This is a genomic window from Pseudomonas sp. m6p, assembly GCF_055760375.1.
Map to the genome: position 1 here is coordinate 38,392 of NZ_CM147084.1, position 21,866 is coordinate 60,257.

General features: G+C 59.0%; 24 protein-coding genes and 1 other RNA gene. 5 read left to right on the forward strand and 20 right to left on the reverse strand.

Annotated features, from left to right (window positions below; all coding sequences use genetic code 11):
* Positions 1-729: 729 nt before the first annotated feature.
* From ACYZUM_RS00160 to ACYZUM_RS00245, 18 genes are all read right to left on the reverse strand, one after another.
* The gene (locus ACYZUM_RS00160; protein ID WP_142580053.1) at positions 730-2,529 is read right to left on the reverse strand and encodes a DUF927 domain-containing protein; all 1,800 of its coding nucleotides are present in this window, start codon (positions 2,527-2,529) and stop codon (positions 730-732) included.
* The gene (locus ACYZUM_RS00165; RefSeq protein WP_142580052.1) at positions 2,516-3,397 is read right to left on the reverse strand and encodes a toprim domain-containing protein; all 882 of its coding nucleotides are present in this window, start codon (positions 3,395-3,397) and stop codon (positions 2,516-2,518) included. The genes ACYZUM_RS00160 and ACYZUM_RS00165 overlap by 14 nt, the downstream gene beginning before the upstream one ends.
* A complete protein-coding gene (locus ACYZUM_RS00170) occupies positions 3,390-3,665 on the reverse strand; it encodes a hypothetical protein (protein ID WP_142580051.1) in 276 nt (91 codons plus the stop codon). The genes ACYZUM_RS00165 and ACYZUM_RS00170 overlap by 8 nt, the downstream gene beginning before the upstream one ends.
* A 20-nt stretch (positions 3,666-3,685) precedes the next feature.
* The gene (locus tag ACYZUM_RS00175; RefSeq protein WP_142580050.1) at positions 3,686-4,210 is read right to left on the reverse strand and encodes a hypothetical protein; all 525 of its coding nucleotides are present in this window, start codon (positions 4,208-4,210) and stop codon (positions 3,686-3,688) included.
* Positions 4,207-4,422, reverse strand: coding sequence for a hypothetical protein (locus tag ACYZUM_RS00180; protein WP_142580049.1), 216 nt, complete (start codon positions 4,420-4,422; stop codon positions 4,207-4,209). The genes ACYZUM_RS00175 and ACYZUM_RS00180 overlap by 4 nt, the downstream gene beginning before the upstream one ends.
* Positions 4,419-4,715 carry a hypothetical protein gene (locus tag ACYZUM_RS00185; RefSeq protein WP_142580048.1) on the reverse strand — a complete coding sequence of 99 codons (297 nt, stop codon included), beginning with the start codon at positions 4,713-4,715 and terminating at the stop codon, positions 4,419-4,421. Before ACYZUM_RS00185 ends, ACYZUM_RS00180 begins: the two co-directional genes overlap by 4 nt.
* Positions 4,712-4,873: a hypothetical protein gene (locus ACYZUM_RS00190; RefSeq protein ID WP_473061224.1), complete on the reverse strand. Its 162-nt coding sequence runs from the start codon at positions 4,871-4,873 to the stop codon at positions 4,712-4,714. The genes ACYZUM_RS00185 and ACYZUM_RS00190 overlap by 4 nt, the downstream gene beginning before the upstream one ends.
* 317 nt (positions 4,874-5,190) lie before the next feature.
* The gene (locus ACYZUM_RS00195; RefSeq protein WP_142580047.1) at positions 5,191-5,493 is read right to left on the reverse strand and encodes a helix-turn-helix domain-containing protein; all 303 of its coding nucleotides are present in this window, start codon (positions 5,491-5,493) and stop codon (positions 5,191-5,193) included.
* A complete protein-coding gene (locus ACYZUM_RS00200; protein WP_142580046.1) occupies positions 5,494-5,763 on the reverse strand; it encodes an AlpA family phage regulatory protein in 270 nt (89 codons plus the stop codon). It lies immediately after the preceding gene.
* A 134-nt stretch (positions 5,764-5,897) separates the two neighbouring features.
* The gene (locus ACYZUM_RS00205; protein ID WP_142580045.1) at positions 5,898-6,779 is read right to left on the reverse strand and encodes a hypothetical protein; all 882 of its coding nucleotides are present in this window, start codon (positions 6,777-6,779) and stop codon (positions 5,898-5,900) included.
* A gap of 171 nt (positions 6,780-6,950) precedes the next feature.
* Positions 6,951-8,186, reverse strand: a complete 1,236-nt coding sequence (locus ACYZUM_RS00210; protein WP_142580044.1) for a phage integrase central domain-containing protein — start codon at positions 8,184-8,186, stop codon at positions 6,951-6,953.
* A 166-nt stretch (positions 8,187-8,352) separates the two neighbouring features.
* Positions 8,353-8,742, reverse strand: a transfer-messenger RNA (tmRNA) gene (gene ssrA / locus ACYZUM_RS00215).
* Between the two features lie 97 nt (positions 8,743-8,839).
* On the reverse strand, positions 8,840-9,118 hold the full coding sequence (locus ACYZUM_RS00220) for a hypothetical protein (RefSeq protein WP_007961392.1): 279 nt from the start codon (positions 9,116-9,118) through the stop codon (positions 8,840-8,842).
* Positions 9,119-9,247: 129 nt separating this feature from the next.
* The gene (locus ACYZUM_RS00225) at positions 9,248-12,058 is read right to left on the reverse strand and encodes an FAD-binding and (Fe-S)-binding domain-containing protein (RefSeq protein ID WP_108181635.1); all 2,811 of its coding nucleotides are present in this window, start codon (positions 12,056-12,058) and stop codon (positions 9,248-9,250) included.
* Positions 12,055-12,726, reverse strand: a complete 672-nt coding sequence (locus tag ACYZUM_RS00230) for a LutC/YkgG family protein (RefSeq protein WP_086793694.1) — start codon at positions 12,724-12,726, stop codon at positions 12,055-12,057. The genes ACYZUM_RS00225 and ACYZUM_RS00230 overlap by 4 nt, the downstream gene beginning before the upstream one ends.
* Entirely contained in the window at positions 12,726-14,180 is a 1,455-nt protein-coding gene (locus ACYZUM_RS00235) for a LutB/LldF family L-lactate oxidation iron-sulfur protein (protein WP_108181636.1), read from the reverse strand. The genes ACYZUM_RS00230 and ACYZUM_RS00235 overlap by 1 nt, the downstream gene beginning before the upstream one ends.
* Complete coding sequence (locus ACYZUM_RS00240; protein WP_047291147.1) at positions 14,177-15,001, reverse strand: (Fe-S)-binding protein; 825 nt, start codon at positions 14,999-15,001, stop codon at positions 14,177-14,179. The genes ACYZUM_RS00235 and ACYZUM_RS00240 overlap by 4 nt, the downstream gene beginning before the upstream one ends.
* Before the next feature lie 150 nt (positions 15,002-15,151).
* Positions 15,152-16,846, reverse strand: coding sequence for a lactate permease LctP family transporter (locus ACYZUM_RS00245; protein WP_027610771.1), 1,695 nt, complete (start codon positions 16,844-16,846; stop codon positions 15,152-15,154).
* A 261-nt stretch (positions 16,847-17,107) separates the two neighbouring features.
* Between ACYZUM_RS00245 and ACYZUM_RS00250 the strand changes: the two genes are divergently transcribed.
* Positions 17,108-17,875, forward strand: a complete 768-nt coding sequence (locus ACYZUM_RS00250) for an FCD domain-containing protein (protein WP_041066759.1) — start codon at positions 17,108-17,110, stop codon at positions 17,873-17,875.
* 102 nt (positions 17,876-17,977) lie between these two features.
* On the opposite strand, the gene smpB is transcribed toward ACYZUM_RS00250, so the two are convergent.
* A complete protein-coding gene (gene smpB / locus ACYZUM_RS00255) occupies positions 17,978-18,460 on the reverse strand; it encodes an SsrA-binding protein SmpB (protein ID WP_003221505.1) in 483 nt (160 codons plus the stop codon).
* A gap of 119 nt (positions 18,461-18,579) precedes the next feature.
* On the opposite strand from smpB, the gene ACYZUM_RS00260 reads away from it, so the two are divergent.
* Genes ACYZUM_RS00260 through ACYZUM_RS00270 form a run of 3 tightly spaced genes read left to right on the forward strand, consistent with a single transcriptional unit; the run spans position 18,580 to position 20,732 of the window.
* On the forward strand, positions 18,580-19,983 hold the full coding sequence (locus tag ACYZUM_RS00260; RefSeq protein ID WP_108181637.1) for a sodium-dependent transporter: 1,404 nt from the start codon (positions 18,580-18,582) through the stop codon (positions 19,981-19,983).
* Between the two features lie 7 nt (positions 19,984-19,990).
* On the forward strand, positions 19,991-20,425 hold the full coding sequence (locus ACYZUM_RS00265; RefSeq protein WP_003221509.1) for a type II toxin-antitoxin system RatA family toxin: 435 nt from the start codon (positions 19,991-19,993) through the stop codon (positions 20,423-20,425).
* The gene (locus ACYZUM_RS00270) at positions 20,418-20,732 is read left to right on the forward strand and encodes an RnfH family protein (RefSeq protein WP_108181638.1); all 315 of its coding nucleotides are present in this window, start codon (positions 20,418-20,420) and stop codon (positions 20,730-20,732) included. The genes ACYZUM_RS00265 and ACYZUM_RS00270 overlap by 8 nt, the downstream gene beginning before the upstream one ends.
* Positions 20,733-20,793: 61 nt before the next feature.
* Here ACYZUM_RS00270 and ACYZUM_RS00275 read toward each other — a convergent pair whose 3' ends face one another.
* Positions 20,794-21,321: an outer membrane protein assembly factor BamE gene (locus ACYZUM_RS00275; RefSeq protein WP_027610774.1), complete on the reverse strand. Its 528-nt coding sequence runs from the start codon at positions 21,319-21,321 to the stop codon at positions 20,794-20,796.
* 97 nt (positions 21,322-21,418) lie between these two features.
* On the opposite strand from ACYZUM_RS00275, the gene fur reads away from it, so the two are divergent.
* Complete coding sequence (fur, locus tag ACYZUM_RS00280) at positions 21,419-21,823, forward strand: ferric iron uptake transcriptional regulator (protein WP_003221515.1); 405 nt, start codon at positions 21,419-21,421, stop codon at positions 21,821-21,823.
* Positions 21,824-21,866 lie beyond the last annotated feature (43 nt).

A 21,866-nucleotide genomic window follows, 5' to 3' on the forward strand; every position in this document is an offset into this window, starting at 1 on the left:
TGTTGCTCAATTTCGCGACGCGATTGATAAAAGCGAAACGTGCCGCGTTATGGTCATTTCTAATTCATAGCCTCGCTCCTAATTGGTAGCCTCCATGGGGGTGGTGTCGTAGCTGGTGCGCAGGCGGGCGCCAGTCGTGCAATGGCGCCCCGTGGGCGCATAGCAGGAACGGCAAACCATGACGTGGTTGAGGTATCGGTCGCGAGCTTGGCGCCACTCCGGTGTGGCAGTGGCGGCGTTTGCGTGCGGGCCGGTCAGGAAGTGAGTAGAGCGCTCGGCGCGGGTGGCCAACACTTGGCTCTGGCGAGGTTCTGGGCGACTCCGCAAAGTTGTGGAGTTGGTACCGGTGATAACTGGCGGCATGTGATCGAGCAGGCTGGAAAGGAGGCTCACGGCTTTACCTCGCCCGATTTGCACCATTGCCCAAATGTGTCTGTGAAAAAAAAACGGGGGAACGGGGGAACAGTGGGAACACCCAATGATTCCGGGGCTTTCAGAGAGGGATTCTGTACCCCACGTTTTTTTGTGGGGAACAGTGATAACCAAACATCAGGAAAGCGCTGTTCGCATATATTCAAAAACATGTTTGTGTTCCCCCTGTTCCCCAAACACCAAATAAGGGGGAACGGCTACGGCCCGCGTCTTTGCTGGCTGTTCCCCCGTTCCCCCTGTTCTCCAAATTTGTAGGTTCCTGTGAAGTCGGACATTCGTCTTTGGTGTTGATGGAGGTCATGCGGCACCGCCTTCGCTGTCCAGAGCTTCCGGGTCGATGACGTACAGCCGAGCAGATCCGCCGGCGGGGATTCGGTACTTTTTGGTCTTGCGGCTATCCCGATCGGTGTCGCGCTTGGCCAAGGCTCCGCCAACCTCCAGTGCCTTGATGACGCGGGTGAGGCCGAACCCGTGGGCGGCTTCGATGAGAGCTGACTTGTGGAACAGGAACAGTCGCTTGCTGGCGACAACCTCCCAGTACCCGGCGCGGTTGAACACCTTGGCGTCCGCCTCGGGAGCGTCCACGTCGGAGAAGCGGCTACTGCCGTGCTTGTCGATAAAGTCGATGATGCCGGCCAAGATCTGGCGATCTTCGGCATTGCCTCCCCCGACACGGGAAAGCCATTCGCTATAGAGCAGGCGGCAGTCGGCGAGAGCGGTACCGGGCTCCCACGGGAGCAGTCCGTAGGCGATGGCCATTTCGCCCGCTAGCGCGATGACGGCGAACCGATCAGCCACACGGCCGGCCTGGGCGTTGTCCTCGACGAACTGAGCGCGGATACCATCGAAGTCACTAAGCAAGCCGGGCTTGTCGTCAGCTGCGACCAGACGCTCGACAAAGGCCGGGCCAAGATGTCCATGGTGGGCGCCTACCGCGACGGTGAGCTGCCGGTGGAAATCCGCGCCCTCAAGCCCGTGCAGTTCGTCAAAGGCTCGATGCGTGCGTGTGCCTGCGTTCACGTCGACCATGCGCAACTCGGCCCCAGCATGGGCTGCGTTGCCGGAGATGGCGGCGTGCTCGGACAGCGAACGCTCGCCGCTGGAGAGCGTCAGCAGACGCCAGCTCAATTTGGCGCGACCTTCACGCTCTCGGGTCATGGTGCCTTTGCCCTGTCCGTTGGCGAGGGAGTAGGCCATTTCCTGAACTCGCTTAGGGTCTGCGCGCTTGATCTCATCCAGTGGCAGGATGGTGTCGTTACGACTCGACGCCTCGATCTCAAGACCGCCCTTGGTCATGTCCCAACTAGCGGCAAATACGCCCGGGTCACCCCACACCGACGATCCGATCAGTTGGGCCAGAGATTTGCCGCTCGAGCTGTCACCCACAAGATGAACCCCGCCACCTAGCACGCCGACCAAACTCAGCAGCGGGCCGGCCAGAGAGCAGCCGATCGCCAGAGTCAGTACCGGATTACCCGCGCACTTGGCTGCTACCTGCGACTGCCATAGCGCTAACTCGCCGCGCTGACTGAACAGCACCTGAGCCTTGTTGCTCGCTTGGTATCGCACGTTTGCGGCACCGATCGTTCGCCCGGGCAGAACGAACGCGCCCGACTCGTGCCAGCCCGGCCGGTTAGTTGTGGCGAATACTTCGGCGGGGTGCTGGTCGAGCAGGTATTCCATGAACGTGCCGCGCTTCTTCAAAGCGATGATGACCCCCATACCGAACAACGCGCGCCGGGCGTCCTCGCCGCTGCCGCCGAAAACTTCCATGGCGATGATCCATTCTTTGATGCCGCCCTCTGTGACTAGGCGGAGCAGTCGGCCCTCGCTGCCGTCGTCACTGTTGGTTGTTCTGGCCACTACCGTGACAGGAGTGGAGATCCACTCATCAGTGATCGGGTGATCGGCGGCGTTCTCCGCATCATCCTGATCTGCCGCGGGGCGCTTGAAGCTGTGCCAGTACACGCCCGGGCGAAGCTTGCGGCCGTTCTCGTTGATCACCCAGTGCTCGTATACCGCCCAACAAGGTCGAGTAGGTGAGATGATCGCGGCCTCTGGCCGAAGGTTGATCACGTTGGTATCAGGCTTGGCCATTGGCGAGCTTCCAGTTTGCGAGGTCGTTGAAGTCGGTAAGGTCATCGGGCGAGCCTTCTGGCCATTCGGGGAAAGCCACTTGAGCGCCTACTGCCGCCGCTGCTGCGTTCGCTGCTGTGCGTCCCGGGTTTCCGTCAGTGAGTCGGTCGTCGTCGCCAGCAATAACAAATGGCTGGTCCGGGTAGCGCGAACGAAGCCCCATCGCCGCCGGGAACAGGTTTCCCGCGTTCATGGCAGCGGCAACGGCATAGCCACCGTGTTGGTGAAGGCTGGCGCCTGTCGCCCATCCTTCGCATATGCAGAGCAAGGAGCCGGGTTCGATGATGCCTAGAGGCGAGTACGTGCCTTTCACGCGCCCACCGGGCAAGAAGCGCTTGGCGCCGTCTGGGGCGATTCGCTGCAGATTGACTAGGCAGCCATCGAGGTACAGCGGTACGAGCAGATCAGCGCCGCGCTGGCGCAGACCGTGGGAGCGAACTCCTTTGGCGGTGAGGTATGGGTGATCAGGCGAAGCGCGCCGAGCATTGCGCCACCAATGATTAGCCTTCTCTGCGGCTTGCTTCTGGCGCCGTTGTTGTTCGGCCTCGCGCTGGCGCCGAGCCTGATCAATTCGCTCGCGGATTTGTGCGGCTTCGCGAGCGTCTACCGGTTCGCGGCTGCACCAAGTGCTGGCAGCTCCGGACTTCCAACTGCCAAAAGCACCAGAGGCGATACCGTCCAGATAGAGGACATACCAACCATTGAGAGTGCCGGGCTTGTCGTCTGGAACGCGGAACCGGTGAATGCTGCCGTCGGGCACAGGTAGCCAATCAAGCTGTCCATAGGTCGCCTGGAGCGCATCACGGAACAAGATCGCTGCGTCATCCATGACTGGCGCTCCCAGCGAATACCCGGCAAACCCGTCCATTGTTCACGGCGTGCCAGTGCGTGATGTCGTCGATTGACTCCACGAGGCAGGCAGTCACTTGAGCATCGGCGCTGCGCATAACTACGCGCCCGCACTCGGCGTCAGACTCCGTCAGGAACGGGCCAAGCAACGCCTTCAGCGCTTTCGGATGGGTCACATAGAACAGCTCTGTGGCTTTTCTCGGGCAAGCCGATCCCGTTGGCGCTGACGCGCCATTTTGAATTTTCATGTTCTTAGGCCTTTATCGAATCAGCAATTCACGGGAGTCAGCGATGCTGTGCGCTGGCGAGAATCGGGCCACGGCCCCTCAGGCAACCGAAGCTGCGTCGCTAAGTGGCGAACTCGTGATTGTCCAAACAGCATCTGGTTAACCTGTGCCGATTTGTCAGACCACCGCTCATGATCCGGGCCGTTACCAATACAATTAGTCAGAACCCAATCCGGTAGCTGCCTACGTGCCCGCATTTCGCTGAGCATGGTCCACCATGTCAGATAGCGGGTGCGCTCCATCTCCATCAGATCAATGAGCCGCTGACATTCGTAGGTGCGTGGCTCTAGGTCGTCTGACGGTTCGATCTTGTCGACGCCAAACAGAGCCTGATTGACGTCGCTTCTCGCGATCAGCGCTTTCTGATAGTCGGTATCGCTACCAATGTCTTTGGCGCGAACCCAATCCGGCAACTCGTTGGAAAGGCGCAACTGATTGAGAGCACCCCACCACTGATATGCGTGTTCTCGTTCGGCGTTGATCGCAGTTGAAAGTAGGCTGCTCATTGGGCACCCCCTTGCGCAGCGATCAAGTCGTCGAGAAGTTCCGCCCAGGCCATAGCAGTGTGCTGAGCGAAAACTGCAGTAACTCGTGCCACGAGTATGTTGATCGAAGGTGAGGCGATCAGGGCAAAGGAAAGCGCGAGCAGCTTCAGAATTTCCTGAACGTCCCGCATGTCCTCAACGCTGATTTCGGCTGAGAGAGCTGGGGTTTTCATTTAGCACCGCCTTGGCGATTGCCGAACTGGATAGGAGCGGTGGAAGAGTCAACCAAGGCCTTGGCTGCGGCCATCAAAAGCCTGATTCCAAATACCTCATCGACACCAAGGCCGCTATCCATGAATTTCGTCAGCATTGCATCGCCCGCCGCGAGGAAGCAGCTCGCTTCGTGCAGCGCATCGGCGACAGGAATGCCGGCTGAGACGGAAAAGAATGATCGCGTGCCTGCGTTGTGAAACTCCGAGGAGTTCGTAAGCAGCGAAGTATCCTCCTGCTCTGTAGGAGTGTTCATTGCACACCCCCTTTGGCTTCTAGGGTGCGGGCGATTGCCATATTGGCGTTGTAGCGGGCGAGTCGATTGGACAGGGAGGAGTTTGCGCGGAGAGCGCTCAGTGCTATGCAGCGATGAGCAAAAGCGCGGATTGCGGACGGAGTGATGGCGTGTTTCATGGGTGTAGCTCCTAACGTTGAGGAGCTGCCACTTTTCGCGGCCAAGCGAAGATGGGTGGCAGCTGTACGCGGGTTGGCCGACCGGGACGTTAGGAACCCGGCACACCCGAAGGTGTCCCACGCACAGCCGCCATAACACGATTGTGCGGACGCAAAAAAAGCGCCAGCAATCGGATGGTGGGCGCTTGTGCGCCTAACGATACTCGACCGGCCAAGGTCGGTCACGGGATTTACCGCGACCCTTGAACCATAGCGCTGACGCCCCATCCGAGCAAGCGAAGTTTGCGACCGACTATCGCTTGGCATGAGCATAGTCATCATACGGAAACCCCAGCAGGCGGATTAGTGCTGAGGTAGTACAGAGCCATGCGGCCGTGACTCCGACCTTGATCGTCGGTCAGGCTCACGCGATGGGTGAGGATCTTGTGGCCGAGCGCGCGCAGCTCGTTGATGCGAGCTCCAGGGCGAACGATGTTCAGCTCGCGAATAGCGGTAAACGTATCGATTGGGCCGGCTTTCAGGCGCTCCAAAAGTCGAGCGCGTTGAGCAGTTCCGCTGGTATTCTCTACGTGAGTGTTTTCGTGGCTGGCCTGTTGGTCGGCCATTTTTTTGTCTGTCATTTATGCGGCCTCCCCGCGCAATGCGATGCGCTGGCGAACCCAGGCCTGTACTTCAGCCAAAACAAAGCCAACCGGCGAGCCGCGCGACTTGCTGTTACTCAGGGGTACTGGGCGCGGGAACGTCGGATCATCTTTGAGGCGTTTGTACACCGTGGGGCGGGCGAGGCCGGTGATCGCTTCCAGGTCCGGCATGCGAATCAGGGTGATCGCCGGGTCGAAGTTCTGCGCGGTGGGGGCAGAGGGGTGGTGCGGTGTATGGATGGTGTGCATTTTGCGTTTCCCGATACTGATGTAGACGGGAAACAGGATGATTGCGCAACGGTGCTCTCGACAGACCAGCATGCCCGGAGACTGTACCGTTAGCGCGTATACCGTACTGTATGCGCGCAGATGGTAGACGTCAGTCAGTTTTTTGAACGCACGTGTGCCGTGATCCACCCATAAAGCGTTCTCTCGGTAACTCCGTATTCTCTGTGTTTATTCCGGGCGAAGGCTGTTCGGCTGCTGAACTTTGACCCGGTGGCATCCCAACACAGCAGAGCTGCTGACCTGCTCTCGCTTGTTTCTTTATGTCGAGCAGTTGCTGCGAGACTTGCTGCGAGAGAAACCCTTTGCCTCACTAGCTCATCAACCTGCTCTGGGATTCTTCTTTCATTGTCATGTAAGAAAAACTCGATTCTCTTACGCATTTCGTGTTCGTCCTGACGCTGCTCCGCTCTACAAATAACCTCCATGATATCTACCGCATTGTTGGCAATCGAGCTAAGGCGCACCATAGGGAGGTCTTCTTTCAGGACGGGTGGCCACCATTCATCGTCCTGAAACGAAAGGATCGCCTCCCCAATGAGCACCAATGCTAAAACGGCAAAGTATTCATAGGGTTTTGCATCTGGGAAATTCTCATCGTCAAGGTCGACCCCTTTTAAACTTTCCTCCAGTGCCTCAAGACGGCTAGTGTTCTCTTCATTCGGAAAATCGAACTCATCGGAAATGATGTCAGGGTTGTGATCGACCAGCTCCCATAGCCCATCTTCTGTCCGTTTTTCGTCGGGGAGATAACGGAGTATCGGCCCATCGTTTTTTATTTGATGAGCAATCCAGGATTCTTTCTCTTTGTAAAAATACTCGCTGGTGAGCCACTCGATAGTTGAGGCGGCCACTCGGATCTCATGTTCTGAGCGGTTCTCAAGCACCAGCTTTGCGCGTGCTTGCATGCCGCGCAGCCGCCATATGGGTTCGAACGGCACCTCGTCTGTAAAGGCATCAAACTCTTTATCCGTTTCCATGATCAACTCTTCTCCCGACATTTTGTAAAGTCGGCCGGCCGGTCGGATGGGGGCCGACTTCTCCCCCCGTATGGCTAGGCGTGCCAACATATTGTGTCTGTCTGATCACCAGCGATTGAACAGCGTTAGATTTAAGTCTATATGCGTCTCTGAGAGCCTTGGAAGGCCGGTTCAGGCCCTTTTCCCGAAGTTGCCTTGCACAACTGCGCCGTCGGCCAGTCCATCAAGGTAGTTCGCATACCATTGCATCATCGTCGTGCGCTGCGGCAGATAGATCGCCTTGTTGTAGACGCCCGCAATTCCGTCCTTCACGTGCGATAGCTGAGCCTCAATGTGGTTTTCATCAAAGCCGTGCTCGTTAAGGATGGTCGAGGCGATATGGCGGAAACCGTGTCCGGTCTGGCGGCCTTCATACCCGAGTCGACGCAATGCCATCAGGAACACCGTATTGGAGCGGGCCTTGGTTGTATCGCTTCGGCCAGGGAACAGCATCGGGTAAGCGCCAGTAAGCACGTGCAAATTGCGCAACAACTCGACCGCTTGGGTTGGCAGTGGCACCAGATGTTCCCGTCGGCGTTTCATGCGCTCGGCTGGAATCGACCATAAAGCTTTGTCTAAGTCGAACTCGGACCAGCGAGCTTCGCGTAGCTCCGAGGGGCGACAGGCGAGCATTGAGAGCAGGTGAAGGCCGATGCGAACGTCGTTGGCGCTCGGATAGGCACGTATCGCCCTTAGCAGAGGTGGCAACTCATCAGGGGGCACATGTGCGTAGTTCTCAGCTGCTTTGGTCTGGAGGAACTTGTGCAGCCCCTCGAGAGGATTGTGTGTTGCGCGGCCGGTGACGCGTGCCAGATCGTAGATCTCACGGCACATACCGCGGACACGACTGGTCTGCTCGATGATCCCTTTCTGCTCCATGCCCCGAAGAAACTCCATCCATTCCATAGGAAGGATTTCGCGGTAGATGCGCTTACCAAAAACCGGGAACACGTGAAGCTCTAGAGCTCCGATAGTCCGTACCGCGGTGCCATCGGTCCAGCTCTTGCGCTTCACCGCATACCACTCCCGCGCTAGCGACTCAAACGTGTGGCCGGCAGCTTCGTTTTCAGCTGCCTTCCTCGCCCGTTTGGTCGCAAGCGGGTTACTACCCTGAGCGGCATCTGCTCGCAACTCGGCGGCCTTCTTACGCGCCATCGCGCCACTGACCGCGGGATAGCTACCTAGTCCCAGCCATGACCATTTGCCGTCAGCTTTCTTGTAACGCAGTTGCCATGATTTGTTTCCATCTGGACGGACGCGCAGATACAGGCTGTCCCCGTCGTGTTCTCTGTATTCCTTTGCCTCCGCCTCAAGGGTGGACAGCACTGTGTCGGCTAGAGGGCGGCGTTTGATTTCGGTGCGCTTCATTCCTTGTACCCCCTAGTTTCAATTTTCACAGAAGATACACGGCAGGATACACGGGAGCTAGATACAGGGGTAGATGGGGAGAGATACCCAGAAACAAGAAAGCCCGCACGAGGCGGGCTTCTTGAGGTGTTTCTTAGACTGTCCGAGACAGGTCTAAACAGCTATTTGGTGGAGCCGGGGGGATTTGAACCCCCGTCCGCCAGTGCTCCGCTGTCGGTACTACATGCGTAGCCGTGTCTATTAAGTTAACCCTCAGCGACCCGACGGGCAGGGTGCTTTGGGCGAGTTGTGTAAGTTTTAGCCGCTTCGTCCACAACGTACTGCACGGCGATTCTGTTCTATATGACAATCATTTCGGGTTTACAGACATCCCCTGATGATTGCTGGGCCCGAAGGCACCAGGAGTGCATGTCAGCTGCAATTAAGCAGCGAGAGCAGCACCGTATTGGTCGTCATTGGCAACTATAAGAAGTTGCAACAGTGGATTTACGACTTCTGTTACCAAGTCGGCATGCACCTAAAGTTTCGTCACCGGCGTCGAATCCTAATCGGCCCCGAACTCATTGCCTCGTACATCAGGTGAGGCAACAAGCCTGTGCAGTGTACGCCAAACGGCCGGCAAGGCCAACCCGAAGGTTGGCCGAGGCCTTGAATCAGTTGTTGGTGCCGGTGGATTTACGCAGTTCTATGATGGTTTGCGAGGTTTCCGCTACGCAGTCATCAATCTTGCCTTGGGCTTTCAGCGCCTGTGCCTTGCTCACACTGGCTTCGGCACGCTGACTGAGTTCCGGGTTCGCTGACAACTGCCCCTTGGCATTGTTGATGGTCTGGATATTGGCATCGCACAGGTCGGCGGGTTTGTCGGCGGCGAACGAGGTGGAGGCCATCATCGAGGCAGTAACGAACAGACCTAACAGTACAGAACGTTTCATGTGTATCTCCTTGAACTGAGGGATCCAGACTGCGCTGGCCGTCAGGACGGGCAACCGATGGGAGGAAAAGCCCCGTTTTCCGGGGCCTGTTCTGTGGACTACGGTCGCACGCAAGGGTTCTATTTTTCTTCAGCAGGCCTTGGTTTGGGTCACCCGATCCACCAGATAGACCAGTCCGTGATAGTCGATGCCGCCGTGTTGCGTCAGGCCGATTTCACAGGTGCGACTGGTGGAAATCCCCTCGCTGCAATGCTGCACCGCGTCCTTGAGGGTGCGCAGTGAATGGCTGTTCAACTCCGGGGTGGTGAAGCCCTTGTCGCCGGCAAACCCGCAACAATGGATGCCTTCAGGAATCACCACGTTTTTGCTGCATTTGCGCGCCAGATCGATCAGCGCCTGGCTCTCGCCCAGATGCTGGGTGCTGCAGGTCACGTGAACCGCAATCGGTGCCTCTTGCGGGGTGAACTCCAGTCGATCGAGAAGGTGCGTACGAATGAAGCGCACCGGGTCGTACAGATCCAGGCGAACATTTCCCACGTCCTGCACCAGGCGCAAGGTGCACGGGCTGGTGTCGCAATAGATCGGATCGAGCCCGCCACGACTGGCATGGAGGAGGGCGCTGATCAGTTCTTGGCGTTTGTGTTCGGCCTGCTCGGCGTAGCCCTTGGAGGCAAACGGCTGACCGCAGCAGAGGTTGTCCTGATTGTCCGGGAACACCACTTGGTAACCGGCCTTTTCCAGCAGGCCACGGGTTTTGTCGTACAGCGACATTTGCTCCTTGTCGCCGGCTGCCGGGCCCATCACCCGCGATACGCACGCCGCCAGATACACCACCCGCGGGCGCTCATCCGACACACTCGGGTTGAAGCGAATGGCTTTTTCCGGTTGCGGCATCGCGTTGGTCCACAGCGGCACCTGGCCCTTGGACAAGCGCGTCAGGGTTGCCGACAGCTTCGCCAGACGCGGTGCACCGAGCAGCATCCGTGCGCCGTTGGCCACATGCAGGGTGAAACGTGCGCCTTGCAGAGTCTTGGCGAAATTTCCTTCGATCCAGTCAGCGGTTTTCTGATGCGTCGCGTGTCGGCCGCGAAGCTTTTTCACCAGTTCGCCGGTATTGATGCCCACAGGGCAACGCTGAGCGCACAAACCGGTCGCGGCGCAGGTCTCGATGCCTTGGTACTCATAGGCCTTTTCCAGCTCGGTGGTGTCAACGCCGGCGCGCTTCTTCGCTTGAATGTCACGCCAGATTACGATGCGCTGGCGGGGGCTGAGGGTCAGGCCTTTCGACGGGCATACCGGTTCGCAGAAGCCGCATTCGATGCATTTATCGACAATCTCGTCAGCCGCCGGCAGCGGTTTCAGGTGCTTGAGGTGGATCTGCGGATCTTCGCTGAGCACCACGTCCGGGTTGAGGATGCCGTTGGGGTCGAGCAGACGTTTAAGCTGCCACATCAACTGATAGGCATCGCTGCCCCATTCCAGCTCAACGAACGGCGCCATGTTGCGCCCGGTACCGTGTTCGGCCTTCAGTGAACCGCCGAACTCCACCGCCACAAGTTGCGCCACGTCGTCCATGAACGCCTGATAGCGTGCGACTTCTTCCGGACTGTTGAAGCCTTGGGTGAAGACGAAGTGCAGATTGCCTTCCAGTGCGTGTCCGAAAAGGATCGCTTCGTCGTAGGCATGTTTGTCGAACAGCGCGATCAGGCGATTGACGCCGATGGCCAGTTGCTCGACCGGGAAGGTCACGTCTTCGATGATCACCGTGGTGCCGGTTTTGCGCACGGCGCCGACGGCGGGGAAGGTGTCCTTGCGGATCGCCCAGAGCTTGGCGTTCTCGACCGGGTCTTCGGTGAAATCGACCTGTTTTTCCACCGGGAAACGGGTCAGCGAAGCCATGATCTGCGCCAGTTGTTCCTGCAGCAAAGAGGAAGAGGCGGCGCGAGATTCGATCAGCAGCGCGCAGGCATTGTTCGACAGGTGTTGTACGAAATCCGGCATGCCGGGTTTGTCCTGCACCGAACGCAGACTGCGTCGGTCCAGCAGTTCCACCGCCGACACTGGTTGGCTTTTCAGCACGGTGACCGCGTTGCAGCAGGTTTCCACATCCGGGAACACAATCAGTGCCGAGGCCTTGTTCGGGTGGTCGATCACCGTGTCGTAGGTCACCGCACTGATGAAGCCGAGCGTGCCTTCGGAGCCGACCAGCAGGTGGCTCAAGATATCCACAGGCTCGTCGAAATCCACCAGGGCGTTGAGCGACAGGCCGGTGGTATTTTTCAGACGGTATTTGTGGCGGATTCTCGCCGCCAGTTCGGCATTGGCGCGGGTCTCGCGGCCCAACGTCGCCAGGCGCTCCAGCAGTTCGCCATGGCTTTCGCGAAACGCGGCGACACTGGCGGCGTCTTCGGTATCGAGACGCGTGCCGTCGGCAAGAACCAGACGAATCCCGGCCAGGGTGTGATAGGTATTTTGCGCGGTGCCGCAGCACATGCCGCTGGCGTTGTTGGCGACGATGCCGCCGATTTTGCAGGCGTTGATCGATGCCGGATCCGGGCCGATCTTGCGCCCGAACGGTGCCAGCCACGCGTTGGCCTGCGCGCCGATCACCCCGGGTTGCAGGCGAATCTGCATGCCTTGGCCGCGAATTTCGCGAGCGTTCCAGTTATCCCCCAGCACAATCAGCACCGAATCGCTGATCGCTTGCCCGGACAAACTGGTGCCGGCGGCGCGGAAGGTCACCGGGACTTGATCGCGCTGGGCCAGTTTCAGCAGCGCTACCACTTCATCTTCGGACTCGACGCGGATCACCAGTTTGGGAATCAGCCGATAAAAACTGGCGTCGGTGCCGAAGGCCAAGGTCGACAGCGGATCGTCGAAACGGCGATCCGCAGGAATCAGTTGCTGCGCATCACGCAGGAAATTCACCGGAAGCGTCATTGGTCCTCCAGGATCAGTACCACCAAGTCTTTCGGGCCGTGAGCACCGTAGGCCAGCACTTGCTCGATGTCGGCGGTTTTCGACGGGCCGGATACCAGCAGCGCGTTGGTCGGCATGCCTTGGGCCCACTCGAACTCCTGTTGCACCTGATAGAAGTTGTCGCGGATTTCGCTGGCCTTGAGCAGGGCGAAATGCACCGGCGGCACCAGGCTCATCAATCGCGGCTCTTCACGAGTGGGCCAGAGAATCAGGCTGCCGGTGGCGGCGATGGCGCCGAGGGTGCCGGTCAGGCTGGCCGGGGTGTCGTTGAACAGCTCGGCTTTCCACTCCTCCATCGGGCGGTTGTAGGACTTCAGCGTCGGCAGGTCAGGGTTGTTCGCCCAGTGTTGTGAGATGCGCTGCCCGTGAGGCGTCGTCGGTGCGATCAGCAGGCTTGGCAGTTGACGGTCACGCAGCAATTGCGCGAGCAGCGCCGGCCAGTCTGCGCCGGTGGTCAGATGGATTTCGGTGTGTACCGCTTCCATCAGTTTGCGCAGTTGCGGGATGCGTTGCTCGGCGCTGTAGGTGTAAGGCTGGGTCACCAGATCGACGTCGAAGTCGTCGGCAATCGGTGTGGCGCCGGTCAGACTTTTCCGTAGCTTGGCGAGGATATTTTGCTTGGCGCTCATCAGCGGTCTCCCTGTTTGGCCAGATGCTCGCGGGCCATGTCGTGCAGTGAGCGGGCGGCGGGTTTCGGTGCGCTGTGGTTTTGCGTCCACGGGCCGACATTGCTCGGGGTCAGGGCGCGCAGGCGCGTGGCGAAGAAACCAAACAACCGATACAGCGTCGGCGAGCTGTTGAGTTTCGCCCAGGCGTTCCAGATGAAACGTTCCTTGCGCGAATACTTGCTGCCCTGGCCGCGCATCACTTGGTGTGGAGCGTCCGGGGCTTTGACGTTTTCTTCGCGCAATCGGCGCAGAATTGCCGGGATCGGAATTTTCACCGGGCACACTTCACCGCAGGCACCGCACAACGACGAAGCGCTCGGGTGATCCGGGACTTTCGCCAGACCGACCATGTGCGGGGTGATGATTTTGCCGATCGGTCCCGGGTACACCTCGCCATAGGTGTGACCACCGACGCGGGTGTAAACCGGGCAATGGTTCATGCACGCGCCACAGCGGATGCAGTTCAGGGTCTGGCGCAGTTCGCTGTCGGCGAAGGCCTGGCTGCGACCGTTGTCGAGCAGCACCAGATGCACTTCCTGCGGGCCGTCGAGTTCAAGTTCCTTGCGCGGGCCGGAGACCATGTTGACGTAAGTGGTGATCGGAATGCCCAGCGCCGAGCGGGTCAGCAGCGATAGCAGCGGCACCACGTCGCGCAGGTTTTCCACAACTTTTTCGATGCCGGTGACGGCGATGTGCACCGGCGGCACGGTGGTGGTCATGCGCCCGTTGCCTTCGTTTTCCACCAGCAGCAGGGTGCCGGTTTCGGCCACGGCGAAGTTGACGCCGGAAACGCCGATGTCCGCTTCGAAGAATTTCTGCCGCAGGACTCTGCGACCGATCTGAATGAGTTGGTCAACGTCCTTGGTGTACTCCACGCCAAGTTTGTCGTGGAACAAGGACGCGACCTGACCGGCATTCTTGTGGATCGCCGGCATAATGATGTGTGAAGGCTTCTCGTGGTCGAGTTGGACGATGTATTCCCCCATGTCGGACTCCAGGCATTCAACACCTTGAGCCTCGAGGAAATGGTTCATCTCCATCTCTTCGCTGACCATCGATTTGCCCTTGATCACTTGCCGCGCCTCGTGAGCGCGGATGATCGAAAGGACGATGCCATTGGCTTCGTCCACCGTTTCCGCCCAGTGCACTGTCACACCGTTGCGGGTCAGGTTCTGTTCCAGTTGCTCGAGCAGGTCGGGCAACTTGGAGAGCGCACGCGCCCTGATCGAGTTGCCCAAGGCGCGCAAGTGTTCTCTTTCATGGGCATCGCTGAACGCCGCGGCCCGTTTGGTCATCAATGAATCCATCGCAGTGCGGAAGTTGTTCCGTAACTGCTGATCACCCAAGGCGTTGTGCGCCCGGGTGCGGAAATCTTCTTCTACGGCAACCGTAGGAATAATCGTCGAGGTGCTCATTGCGCACCTCCGGTTCGTTGCCACAGAAAGCTGGCGAGATGTTGCCCACGCAGCGCTTCTTTTTGTTTCTCCAATGCGCCGTTGATGTTCATCAAACAGCCACAGTCGGCGCTCAACACTTTGTGCGCGCCGGAATCCTTCAACGCTTTGGTCTTGTCGGCCACCATCGCGCCGGAAATGTCTGGCATACGGACGCTGAATGTCCCACCGAAGCCACAGCATTCGCTTTCGTGGTCATGGTTGACCCGTTCCACGTTGCTCAACTGCGCCAACAGCTCGCGGCCGTGCAGGTGGGTATTCATTTCGCGACGTGCCGAACACGAAGTGTGCAGCGCCACTTTGACCGGTTCGCCGCTGTCCTTGAGCTGCACCTTGCAGACGAACAGCAGAAACTCGGCCAGTTCATAGGTGCGGGCCGCGAGGGCCTGTACCTGTTTCAACGTTTGCGGCTCGTCCTTGAACAAGTCCGCGTAATGCTCGCGCAGCATGCCCGCGCAGGAACCCGACGGCACCACCACCGGATAATCCCCGGCAAACAACGCCAGTTGCGCGCGCGCGACTGTCCGCGCCTGCTCGGTGTAACCCGAGGTGTAGGCCGGTTGCCCGCAGCAGCTTTGCCCTTGCGGGTACTCGACACGGATCCCTTCGCGCTCCAGCAAGTGGATCGCGTCCATCCCGGCTTCGGGATAGAACAGGTCGACCACACACGTGCCGAACAGATAGACCCGCGACGGTTTCTCGCTGGGGTATTGCCGAGGTTCGGGCAGTGGCGGTGCGACGCGAGTGGCGTTGGGCACTGCGTTGTAAAAAAGCTCGCTCATCAGGCGTGTCTCCGGGTGGGCCCGGTTATCCGTCTGTGGCGGCTGCTGAATATAAAGCGCCTTGCTTTCAGCAGCCTTACAGACCGGGTGGTGAATTGCTGACGCCGGAATCACCAGCCGGCGTCGGTTATTTCCGTTTTGTTTATAGGTTTAGTGCACCAGCATGCCGGTGAACCAGTAGGCCTGGGCCAGAGTGATCAGGCCGACAATCGTGGCAAAGAATAGGCTGTGCTTGAGGGTGAAGCGGAACAGATCCGATTCCTTGCCCACCAACCCGGTCGCAGCGCAGGCCACGGCGATGGATTGTGGCGAGATCATTTTGCCGGTCACGCCGCCGCTGGTATTGGCGGCGACCAACAGGGTGTCATTGACGCCGATCTGGTGTGCGGTGGTCGCCTGCAGCGAACTGAACAGGGCGTTGGACGAGGTATCCGAGCCGGTGAGGAACACGCCCAGCCAGCCGAGGAACGGCGAGAAGAACGGGAAGGCTGCGCCGGTCGCGGCCAAGACCAGGGCCATGGTCGAAGACATCCCGGAGTAGTTGGTGACGAAGGCGAACGCCAACACCATGCCGATCGACAGAATCGGCCAGCGCAGTTCGTAGAAGGTCTCCTTCAAAGTGGTCAGACCAGTTTTGAAATTGATCTTCAGTACCAGCATCGAGATCAGCGCCGAGAAGAAAATCGCCGTGCCGGTCGCCGAGATCGGGTCGAGTTTGAATACGGCCGGGATGGCGGTCGGGGTAGCGACGATCGGGGCAGTCTTGATCACCAGTTGATCCAGGTGCGGGATGGCAAAGTTGAACACCCAGGCGTACATCGAACCGCCGGCGGCGAACATGGCTTTGAAGGGTTTTAGCGTCCAGATGGTTACCAGCACGGTGAGAATCAGGAACGGCGACCAGGCGATGAAAATTTCCCAGAGGCTGTAAGGCGACGCCACGGTGCTGCGTTTCTGGCCGAAACCGCCGGCGCTGGCGGTTACCACCGAGGCCGACACGGCGCCGGCGATGTGCTGACCGGCGGCGCGTTTTGGCTGCCAGACCTTGAGAAACAGGGTCAGGGAAATCAGGCTGGCCAGAGCCGAGGTGATGTCCGGCAGCTCCGGGCCGATGAAGTTCGAAGTGAAGTACTGGGTCACGGCGAAGCTCAGGCCTGCAACCAGCGCTGCCGGCCAGGTCTCACGCACGCCGCGCAGGCCGTCCATCATGAACACCAGCCAGAACGGCACGAACAGCGACAGCAGCGGTAGCTGGCGACCGGTCATGGCGCCGATCTTGAACGCGTCGATGCCAGTGACCTGGCCGGCCACGATGATCGGAATCCCAAGGGCGCCGAAGGCGACCGGCGCGGTGTTGGCAATCAGGCACAGGCCGGCGGCGTACAGCGGATTGAACCCGAGGCCGACCAGCAGCGCGGCGGTAATGGCCACTGGCGCGCCGAAACCGGCGGCACCTTCCAGAAACGCCCCGAAGCAGAAACCGATCAGCAGCACCTGCAGACGCTGGTCGTCGGTGATCGACAGCACCGAACTGCGAATGACCTCGAACTGACCACTCTTGACCGTCAGTTTGTAGAGGAACACCGCCGCGACGATGATCCAGGCAATCGGCCACAGACCATAGGCAAAGCCGTATCCGGCAGCGGCGAAAGCCATGTCGACCGGCATGTGGAAGGCGAAAATCGCCACGGCAATCGACAGGGCGAGCGTGATGCTGCCGGCCACATGACCCTTGAGGCGGAACACCGCCAGAGCCAGGAAGAAGAAAACGATGGGTATGACGGCCGCGAGTGCGGAGACGCCGAGACTGCCGAGCGGGGTATAGAGCTGTTGCCAGGTTTGCATATGGGGTGGCCCCTAATTGTTGTTGGTCAGGCACTGTCAGCGTTCTTGGTTAATTGGTAATACCAATTTACAATCGCTGTTGGCTAGGGTAAAAGCCTTGATATCGGTGTGTCAATTTGTCGCCCTGAAACTTTTGTCGAATAAGCGGTGCAGAAGGCATCTGATCCGGTCGGGCAAATGTGCTCTGACAGGTGTCGGCGGGGCGCCGATAGGCCAGAATAGAGAGCCCGGCGAGCGGTCGGGATCGTGGAGAAATGAGTTATGGGGTTTGATCAGATTCGTCAGCGCCGTTTGTCTGACGATATTGTCGAGCGCCTCGAGGGGATGATCCTCGAGGGCACGCTGAAGTCCGGCGAGCGGCTTCCGGCTGAGCGCACCTTGGCCGAGCAGTTCGGTGTGTCGCGTCCGTCGTTGCGTGAAGCGATCCAGAAACTGGCGGCCAAGGGTTTGCTGGTCAGTCGCCAGGGCGGCGGCAATTACGTGGTGGAAACTCTCGGATCGACCTTCAGCGACCCCCTGCTATTGCTGCTGGAGAGCAACCCCGAAGCACAGCGCGATTTGCTGGAGTTTCGGCACACACTGGAGGCATCGTGTGCCTATTACGCAGCATTGCGCGCCACGGATGTGGATCGTGAGCGCCTGACCGCAGCGTTCAACGAGCTGCAGGATTGCTACACGCGGCATGACGAAGTGAGCCGGGTGGAAGAGGGCGCGGCGGATGCGAAGTTTCATTTGGCGATTGCCGAAGCCAGCCACAACGCGGTGCTGCTGCACACCATTCGCGGGCTTTTCGATTTGCTCAAGCGCAACGTGGTGACCAACATCGGCGGTATGTACAAACAACGCACGGAAACCCGCGACATGCTGATCTCTCAGCACCGGGAGCTGTATCTGGCGATTATCGAAGGGCGTGCGGAGCAGGCGCGGGAGGTTTCCAGTCGGCACATTCTGTATGTGCAGGAAGTGCTGGAAGAGGTGCGGCAGGAAGTTCAGCGCATGGCTCGGGCGGAGCGGCGCAAGGGAATGTAGCTTTTAGAAGCAAAAAGATCGCAGCCTTCGGCAGCTCCTACACAGGAATGTGTCTTTCGCTGTAGGAGCTGCCGCAGGCTGCGATCTTTTAAAGCAGGAAAATTATTCTTCCTTGCCCTTGTTGCGCACAGCGCGCTGCAGCTCTCGACCGGCGTCGCGTTCGCGCTCGGTGTCACGCTTGTCGTATTCCTTCTTGCCCTTGCCCAGAGCGATCTCGCACTTGACCATGTGCTTGCTCCAGTAGAAGGACAGACACACGCAGGCGTAGCCTTTCTGTTGCACGGCAGCGGCGAGTTTTTCCAGCTCGCGCTTGTTCAGCAGCAGTTTGCGGGTGCGGGTCGGATCGGCGATGACGTGGGTGCTGGCGGTCATCAACGGCGTGATGTGACTGCCGAGAAGCCAGGCTTCGCCGTCCTTGAGCAGCACGTAACTGTCGACCAGTTGCAGCTTGCTTGCCCGCAGACTTTTTACTTCCCAGCCGGCCAGGACCAGACCAGCCTCGAAACGATGTTCGATGAAGTAATCGTGTCGCGCCTTTTTGTTCTGCGCGATGGTCCCTGTTGGGTGTTTCTTCTGTTTAGCCATAGGGGCGGCATTATATGGAGATAAATGATCCTCGGCTACGGTGATGCTGCGTGCTTGAGCAGGTTGAGTGAATCCCGGACAATGCGGCCTCTTTTTCTAACGCTTGGGCGTGATATTCAATGTCGACAGACAAGGTTTCTGTCCACGGCAGTTGGGCTAGCCGCTGGGTTTTCATATTCGCCGCGACCGGTTCGGCCGTGGGACTGGGCAGCATCTGGAAATTCCCCTACATGGTCGGGGTCTACGGCGGCGGCGCCTTCGTGCTGATGTTTCTGGCCTGCATCGCCCTGATCGGGATCCCGGTCATGCTGGCTGAAACCCTGATCGGCCGCCGCGCACGGCAGAGTCCGGCGAACGCCCTGAAGGTGCTGGCGCTGGAAGCCGGGCATTCGGGCAAGTGGTCGTGGGGCGCGTTTGCCGGGATGATCACGGCGCTGCTGATCTTGTCTTTCTATAGTGTGGTCGGCGGCTGGTCGCTGGATTACATCATCGACATGGGGCGCGGCGACTTCCAGGGCGCTACGGCGGAGCAGGTCGGCGCTTATTTCGGCAATGTCATCTCCGATCCCTGGCGCCTGACACTTTGGCACACAGTTTTCATGCTGTTGTCGGCCGTAGTGATCGCCAAAGGCGTGGTTGCCGGGCTGGAGCGCAGCCTGCGGATCATGATGCCGCTGCTGTTCGTCATGGTGTTGGTATTGCTGGGTTACAGCATGACTACCGGGCATTTCATGGAAGGCGTGCATTTCATGTTCGACTTCCATCCGGAAAAAGTCCTCGACGGCTTGCTGCCCGCCATGGGGCACGCATTCTTTTCCCTGAGCGTGGGCGTCGGTTCGATCATGATCTACGGCGCGTACATGACCAAGGAAGCCTCGTTGTCCGGCACCGTGGTCGGTGTGGCACTGCTCGACACCTTCGTGTCGCTGGTGGCCGGTCTGGCATTGTTTCCGATTGTGTTTGCTGGCGGCTTGAACCCTAGCGAAGGCCCGGGCCTGATGTTCGTCAGTCTGCCATTTGCCTTCGGTAACGTGGTTTTCGGCCAGTTGATGGGCGTGGTGTTCTTTGTGCTGGTGGCGATTGCCGCCTGGAGCTCGGCGATTTCCTTGCTTGAACCGATGGTTGCCTATCTGGTTGAACGCACGAAAATCAGCCGTGGCTGGGTGACTTTCTGGCTGGCGTTCATCTGCTGGTTCGTCGGTCTGGGTACGGTTTTCTCTTTCAATATCTGGAAGGAAGCCAAATTTTTCGTGAACGAAGGCGGGCTGTTCCATCTCTACCAATGGGGTGCGGCGGGCGGTCTGGACTTCTTCGGCGTGATCGATTTCTTCACCTCGCGGATCATGTTGCCGCTCGGTGGCCTGTGCTTCGTGCTGTTTGCCGGTTGGGTGATGGGGCGTGATGCGGTGCGGGAGGAGTTGTCGATTCGTAACCCGGCGCTGTTTGCCCTGTCCTTGTTCTTGATGCGCTACGTGGCGCCTATCGGCATTCTTGTAGTGTTTGCCGCTCAGCTCTGGAAGTAACGCTTACATGACGACACATATTCAACGTTCGGCGTTGCTGCCCTACCCGGCGCAATTCCTCTACGACCTGGTCAACGACGTCGCGCGTTACCCGGAATTCTTGCCATGGTGCTCGTCCGCCGAAGTGCTGGAAAGCTCGCCCGAGCACATGCGCGCCAGCGTTGGCGTGGCCAAGGGCGGTCTCAGTCAGCACTTCGTCACGCGCAATACACTGGTGCCGGGGCAATCGATCGAGATGAACCTGGAAGAAGGCCCGTTCAACCAGCTGCATGGTGTCTGGGTCTTCAAGGCATTGAACGAGAAGGCCTGCAAGATCAGTCTTGACCTGTCTTTTGACTACGCCGGCCCGCTGGTGCGCGCGACGCTCGGCCCGCTATTCAATCAGGCGGCGAATACGTTGGTGGATGCGTTCTGTCAGCGTGCCAAGCAGATGCATGGTTGATCCGGTGATCGAGATTGAAGTGGTGTATGCCGCCGTGGATCGTCAGCTTCTGCGCACTTTGCGCGTCCCGGAAGGGACGACAGTGCGAGAGGCGGTGCTCAAGTCAGGTATTGGCGATGAATTCCCGGAACTGGATCTGAGTGATTGTCCGCTGGGGATCTTCGGCAAGGTGGTGGCTGATCCACGGGCTCGCTTGATTCAGGCGGGGGAGCGCATCGAGATCTACCGGCCGTTGCTGGCGGATCCGAAAGAAGTTCGACGCCTGCGGGCGGCCAAGGCTGCCGAGGCGAAAGCGCGAAATCAGTAGTCTGCCCAGATCGCAGGCAATAAAAAACCCGGAAAATCCGGGTTTTTTATTGCCTCGCGCATTACTGCGGGGAGGTGTCCAGCGGCTCAGGCGTCGGAACCGGAACGGTTTCAACACCGTCCACGTCCTTCTGGATCGAATCCAGCAGAGAACCTGGTTTCGCAGGTTGCTCCGGCTTCGGCTTCTCGGCGTTTTCAGCAGGGGCGGTCACGCTAGTGCCACTGTCCTTGCCGAGAATGGCTTCGTCACGGCTTACGCCCGGCATGAAGTCACCGGACAGGCTGACAAGCTGGTCGTTGGAGTTGAAGTTGACACTCACGCGCTCCTGCTGGCGTTCACCGCCACCAGGTTGCAGGCTGTACAGATAATCCCAGCGATCGGCATGGAACGTGTCGGTCAGCAGAGGGTTACCCATGATAAACCGTACTTGCCGACGGGTCATTCCCGGGCGTAACTGGTCTATCATGTCCTGCGTGACGACATTGCCCTGCTGGATGTCGATTTTGTAAACCCCGGGGAATGAACAACCGGCGAGTGCGAGCAGTCCCACAAAGGTGAAACTGGTTAGCAAGAGCTTGGTGTTTTGCATCGGTGGGCGACTTCCACTATCTTGGCTGGGACAACGTAAACGCCGATCATACCCGCATTAAGAGAAGCTGCGAAGCAGCATCGCGAGAAAGCTGACCATGGTTGAAAATAGCGAACTACGCAAAGCCGGCCTCAAAGTGACCCTGCCACGGGTCAAGATCCTGCAAATGCTCGACTCTACCGAGCAGCGTCACATGAGTGCCGAGGACGTCTACAAGGCGTTGATGGAAGCGGGCGAGGACGTCGGTCTGGCCACGGTTTACCGTGTTCTGACCCAGTTCGAAGCTGCTGGCCTCGTGGTCCGTCACAACTTCGACGGTGGCCACGCGGTATTCGAATTGGCCGACGGTGGCCACCACGACCATATGGTCAACGTGGAAACCGGTGAAGTCGTCGAATTCGTCAGTCCGGAAATCGAAAAGCTCCAGAAGGCAATTGCCGAGGAGCACGGTGTTGATCTGGTAGATCACAATCTGGTGCTGTACGTACGCAAGAAAAAGTAAGCATGTCGCGCGAATTTCAGGTTCGCGAAACGAACGAAGGCGA

What these genes read in the sequence shown, in the direction of transcription:
- ACYZUM_RS00160 (WP_142580053.1), bottom strand. Translation starts at nt 2,529, where the DNA reads ATGGCCAAGCCTGATACCAACGTGATCAACCTTCGGCCAGAGGCCGCG.
- ACYZUM_RS00165 (WP_142580052.1), bottom strand. Translation starts at nt 3,397, where the DNA reads ATGGATGACGCAGCGATCTTGTTCCGTGATGCGCTCCAGGCGACCTAT.
- ACYZUM_RS00170 (WP_142580051.1), bottom strand. Translation starts at nt 3,665, where the DNA reads ATGAAAATTCAAAATGGCGCGTCAGCGCCAACGGGATCGGCTTGCCCG.
- ACYZUM_RS00175 (WP_142580050.1), bottom strand. Translation starts at nt 4,210, where the DNA reads ATGAGCAGCCTACTTTCAACTGCGATCAACGCCGAACGAGAACACGCA.
- ACYZUM_RS00180 (WP_142580049.1), bottom strand. Translation starts at nt 4,422, where the DNA reads ATGAAAACCCCAGCTCTCTCAGCCGAAATCAGCGTTGAGGACATGCGG.
- ACYZUM_RS00185 (WP_142580048.1), bottom strand. Translation starts at nt 4,715, where the DNA reads ATGAACACTCCTACAGAGCAGGAGGATACTTCGCTGCTTACGAACTCC.
- ACYZUM_RS00190 (WP_473061224.1), bottom strand. Translation starts at nt 4,873, where the DNA reads ATGAAACACGCCATCACTCCGTCCGCAATCCGCGCTTTTGCTCATCGC.
- ACYZUM_RS00195 (WP_142580047.1), bottom strand. Translation starts at nt 5,493, where the DNA reads ATGACAGACAAAAAAATGGCCGACCAACAGGCCAGCCACGAAAACACT.
- ACYZUM_RS00200 (WP_142580046.1), bottom strand. Translation starts at nt 5,763, where the DNA reads ATGCACACCATCCATACACCGCACCACCCCTCTGCCCCCACCGCGCAG.
- ACYZUM_RS00205 (WP_142580045.1), bottom strand. Translation starts at nt 6,779, where the DNA reads ATGGAAACGGATAAAGAGTTTGATGCCTTTACAGACGAGGTGCCGTTC.
- ACYZUM_RS00210 (WP_142580044.1), bottom strand. Translation starts at nt 8,186, where the DNA reads ATGAAGCGCACCGAAATCAAACGCCGCCCTCTAGCCGACACAGTGCTG.
- ACYZUM_RS00220 (WP_007961392.1), bottom strand. Translation starts at nt 9,118, where the DNA reads ATGAAACGTTCTGTACTGTTAGGTCTGTTCGTTACTGCCTCGATGATG.
- ACYZUM_RS00225 (WP_108181635.1), bottom strand. Translation starts at nt 12,058, where the DNA reads ATGACGCTTCCGGTGAATTTCCTGCGTGATGCGCAGCAACTGATTCCT.
- ACYZUM_RS00230 (WP_086793694.1), bottom strand. Translation starts at nt 12,726, where the DNA reads ATGAGCGCCAAGCAAAATATCCTCGCCAAGCTACGGAAAAGTCTGACC.
- ACYZUM_RS00235 (WP_108181636.1), bottom strand. Translation starts at nt 14,180, where the DNA reads ATGAGCACCTCGACGATTATTCCTACGGTTGCCGTAGAAGAAGATTTC.
- ACYZUM_RS00240 (WP_047291147.1), bottom strand. Translation starts at nt 15,001, where the DNA reads ATGAGCGAGCTTTTTTACAACGCAGTGCCCAACGCCACTCGCGTCGCA.
- ACYZUM_RS00245 (WP_027610771.1), bottom strand. Translation starts at nt 16,846, where the DNA reads ATGCAAACCTGGCAACAGCTCTATACCCCGCTCGGCAGTCTCGGCGTC.
- ACYZUM_RS00250 (WP_041066759.1), top strand. Translation starts at nt 17,108, where the DNA reads ATGGGGTTTGATCAGATTCGTCAGCGCCGTTTGTCTGACGATATTGTC.
- smpB (WP_003221505.1), bottom strand. Translation starts at nt 18,460, where the DNA reads ATGGCTAAACAGAAGAAACACCCAACAGGGACCATCGCGCAGAACAAA.
- ACYZUM_RS00260 (WP_108181637.1), top strand. Translation starts at nt 18,580, where the DNA reads ATGTCGACAGACAAGGTTTCTGTCCACGGCAGTTGGGCTAGCCGCTGG.
- ACYZUM_RS00265 (WP_003221509.1), top strand. Translation starts at nt 19,991, where the DNA reads ATGACGACACATATTCAACGTTCGGCGTTGCTGCCCTACCCGGCGCAA.
- ACYZUM_RS00270 (WP_108181638.1), top strand. Translation starts at nt 20,418, where the DNA reads ATGGTTGATCCGGTGATCGAGATTGAAGTGGTGTATGCCGCCGTGGAT.
- ACYZUM_RS00275 (WP_027610774.1), bottom strand. Translation starts at nt 21,321, where the DNA reads ATGCAAAACACCAAGCTCTTGCTAACCAGTTTCACCTTTGTGGGACTG.
- fur (WP_003221515.1), top strand. Translation starts at nt 21,419, where the DNA reads ATGGTTGAAAATAGCGAACTACGCAAAGCCGGCCTCAAAGTGACCCTG.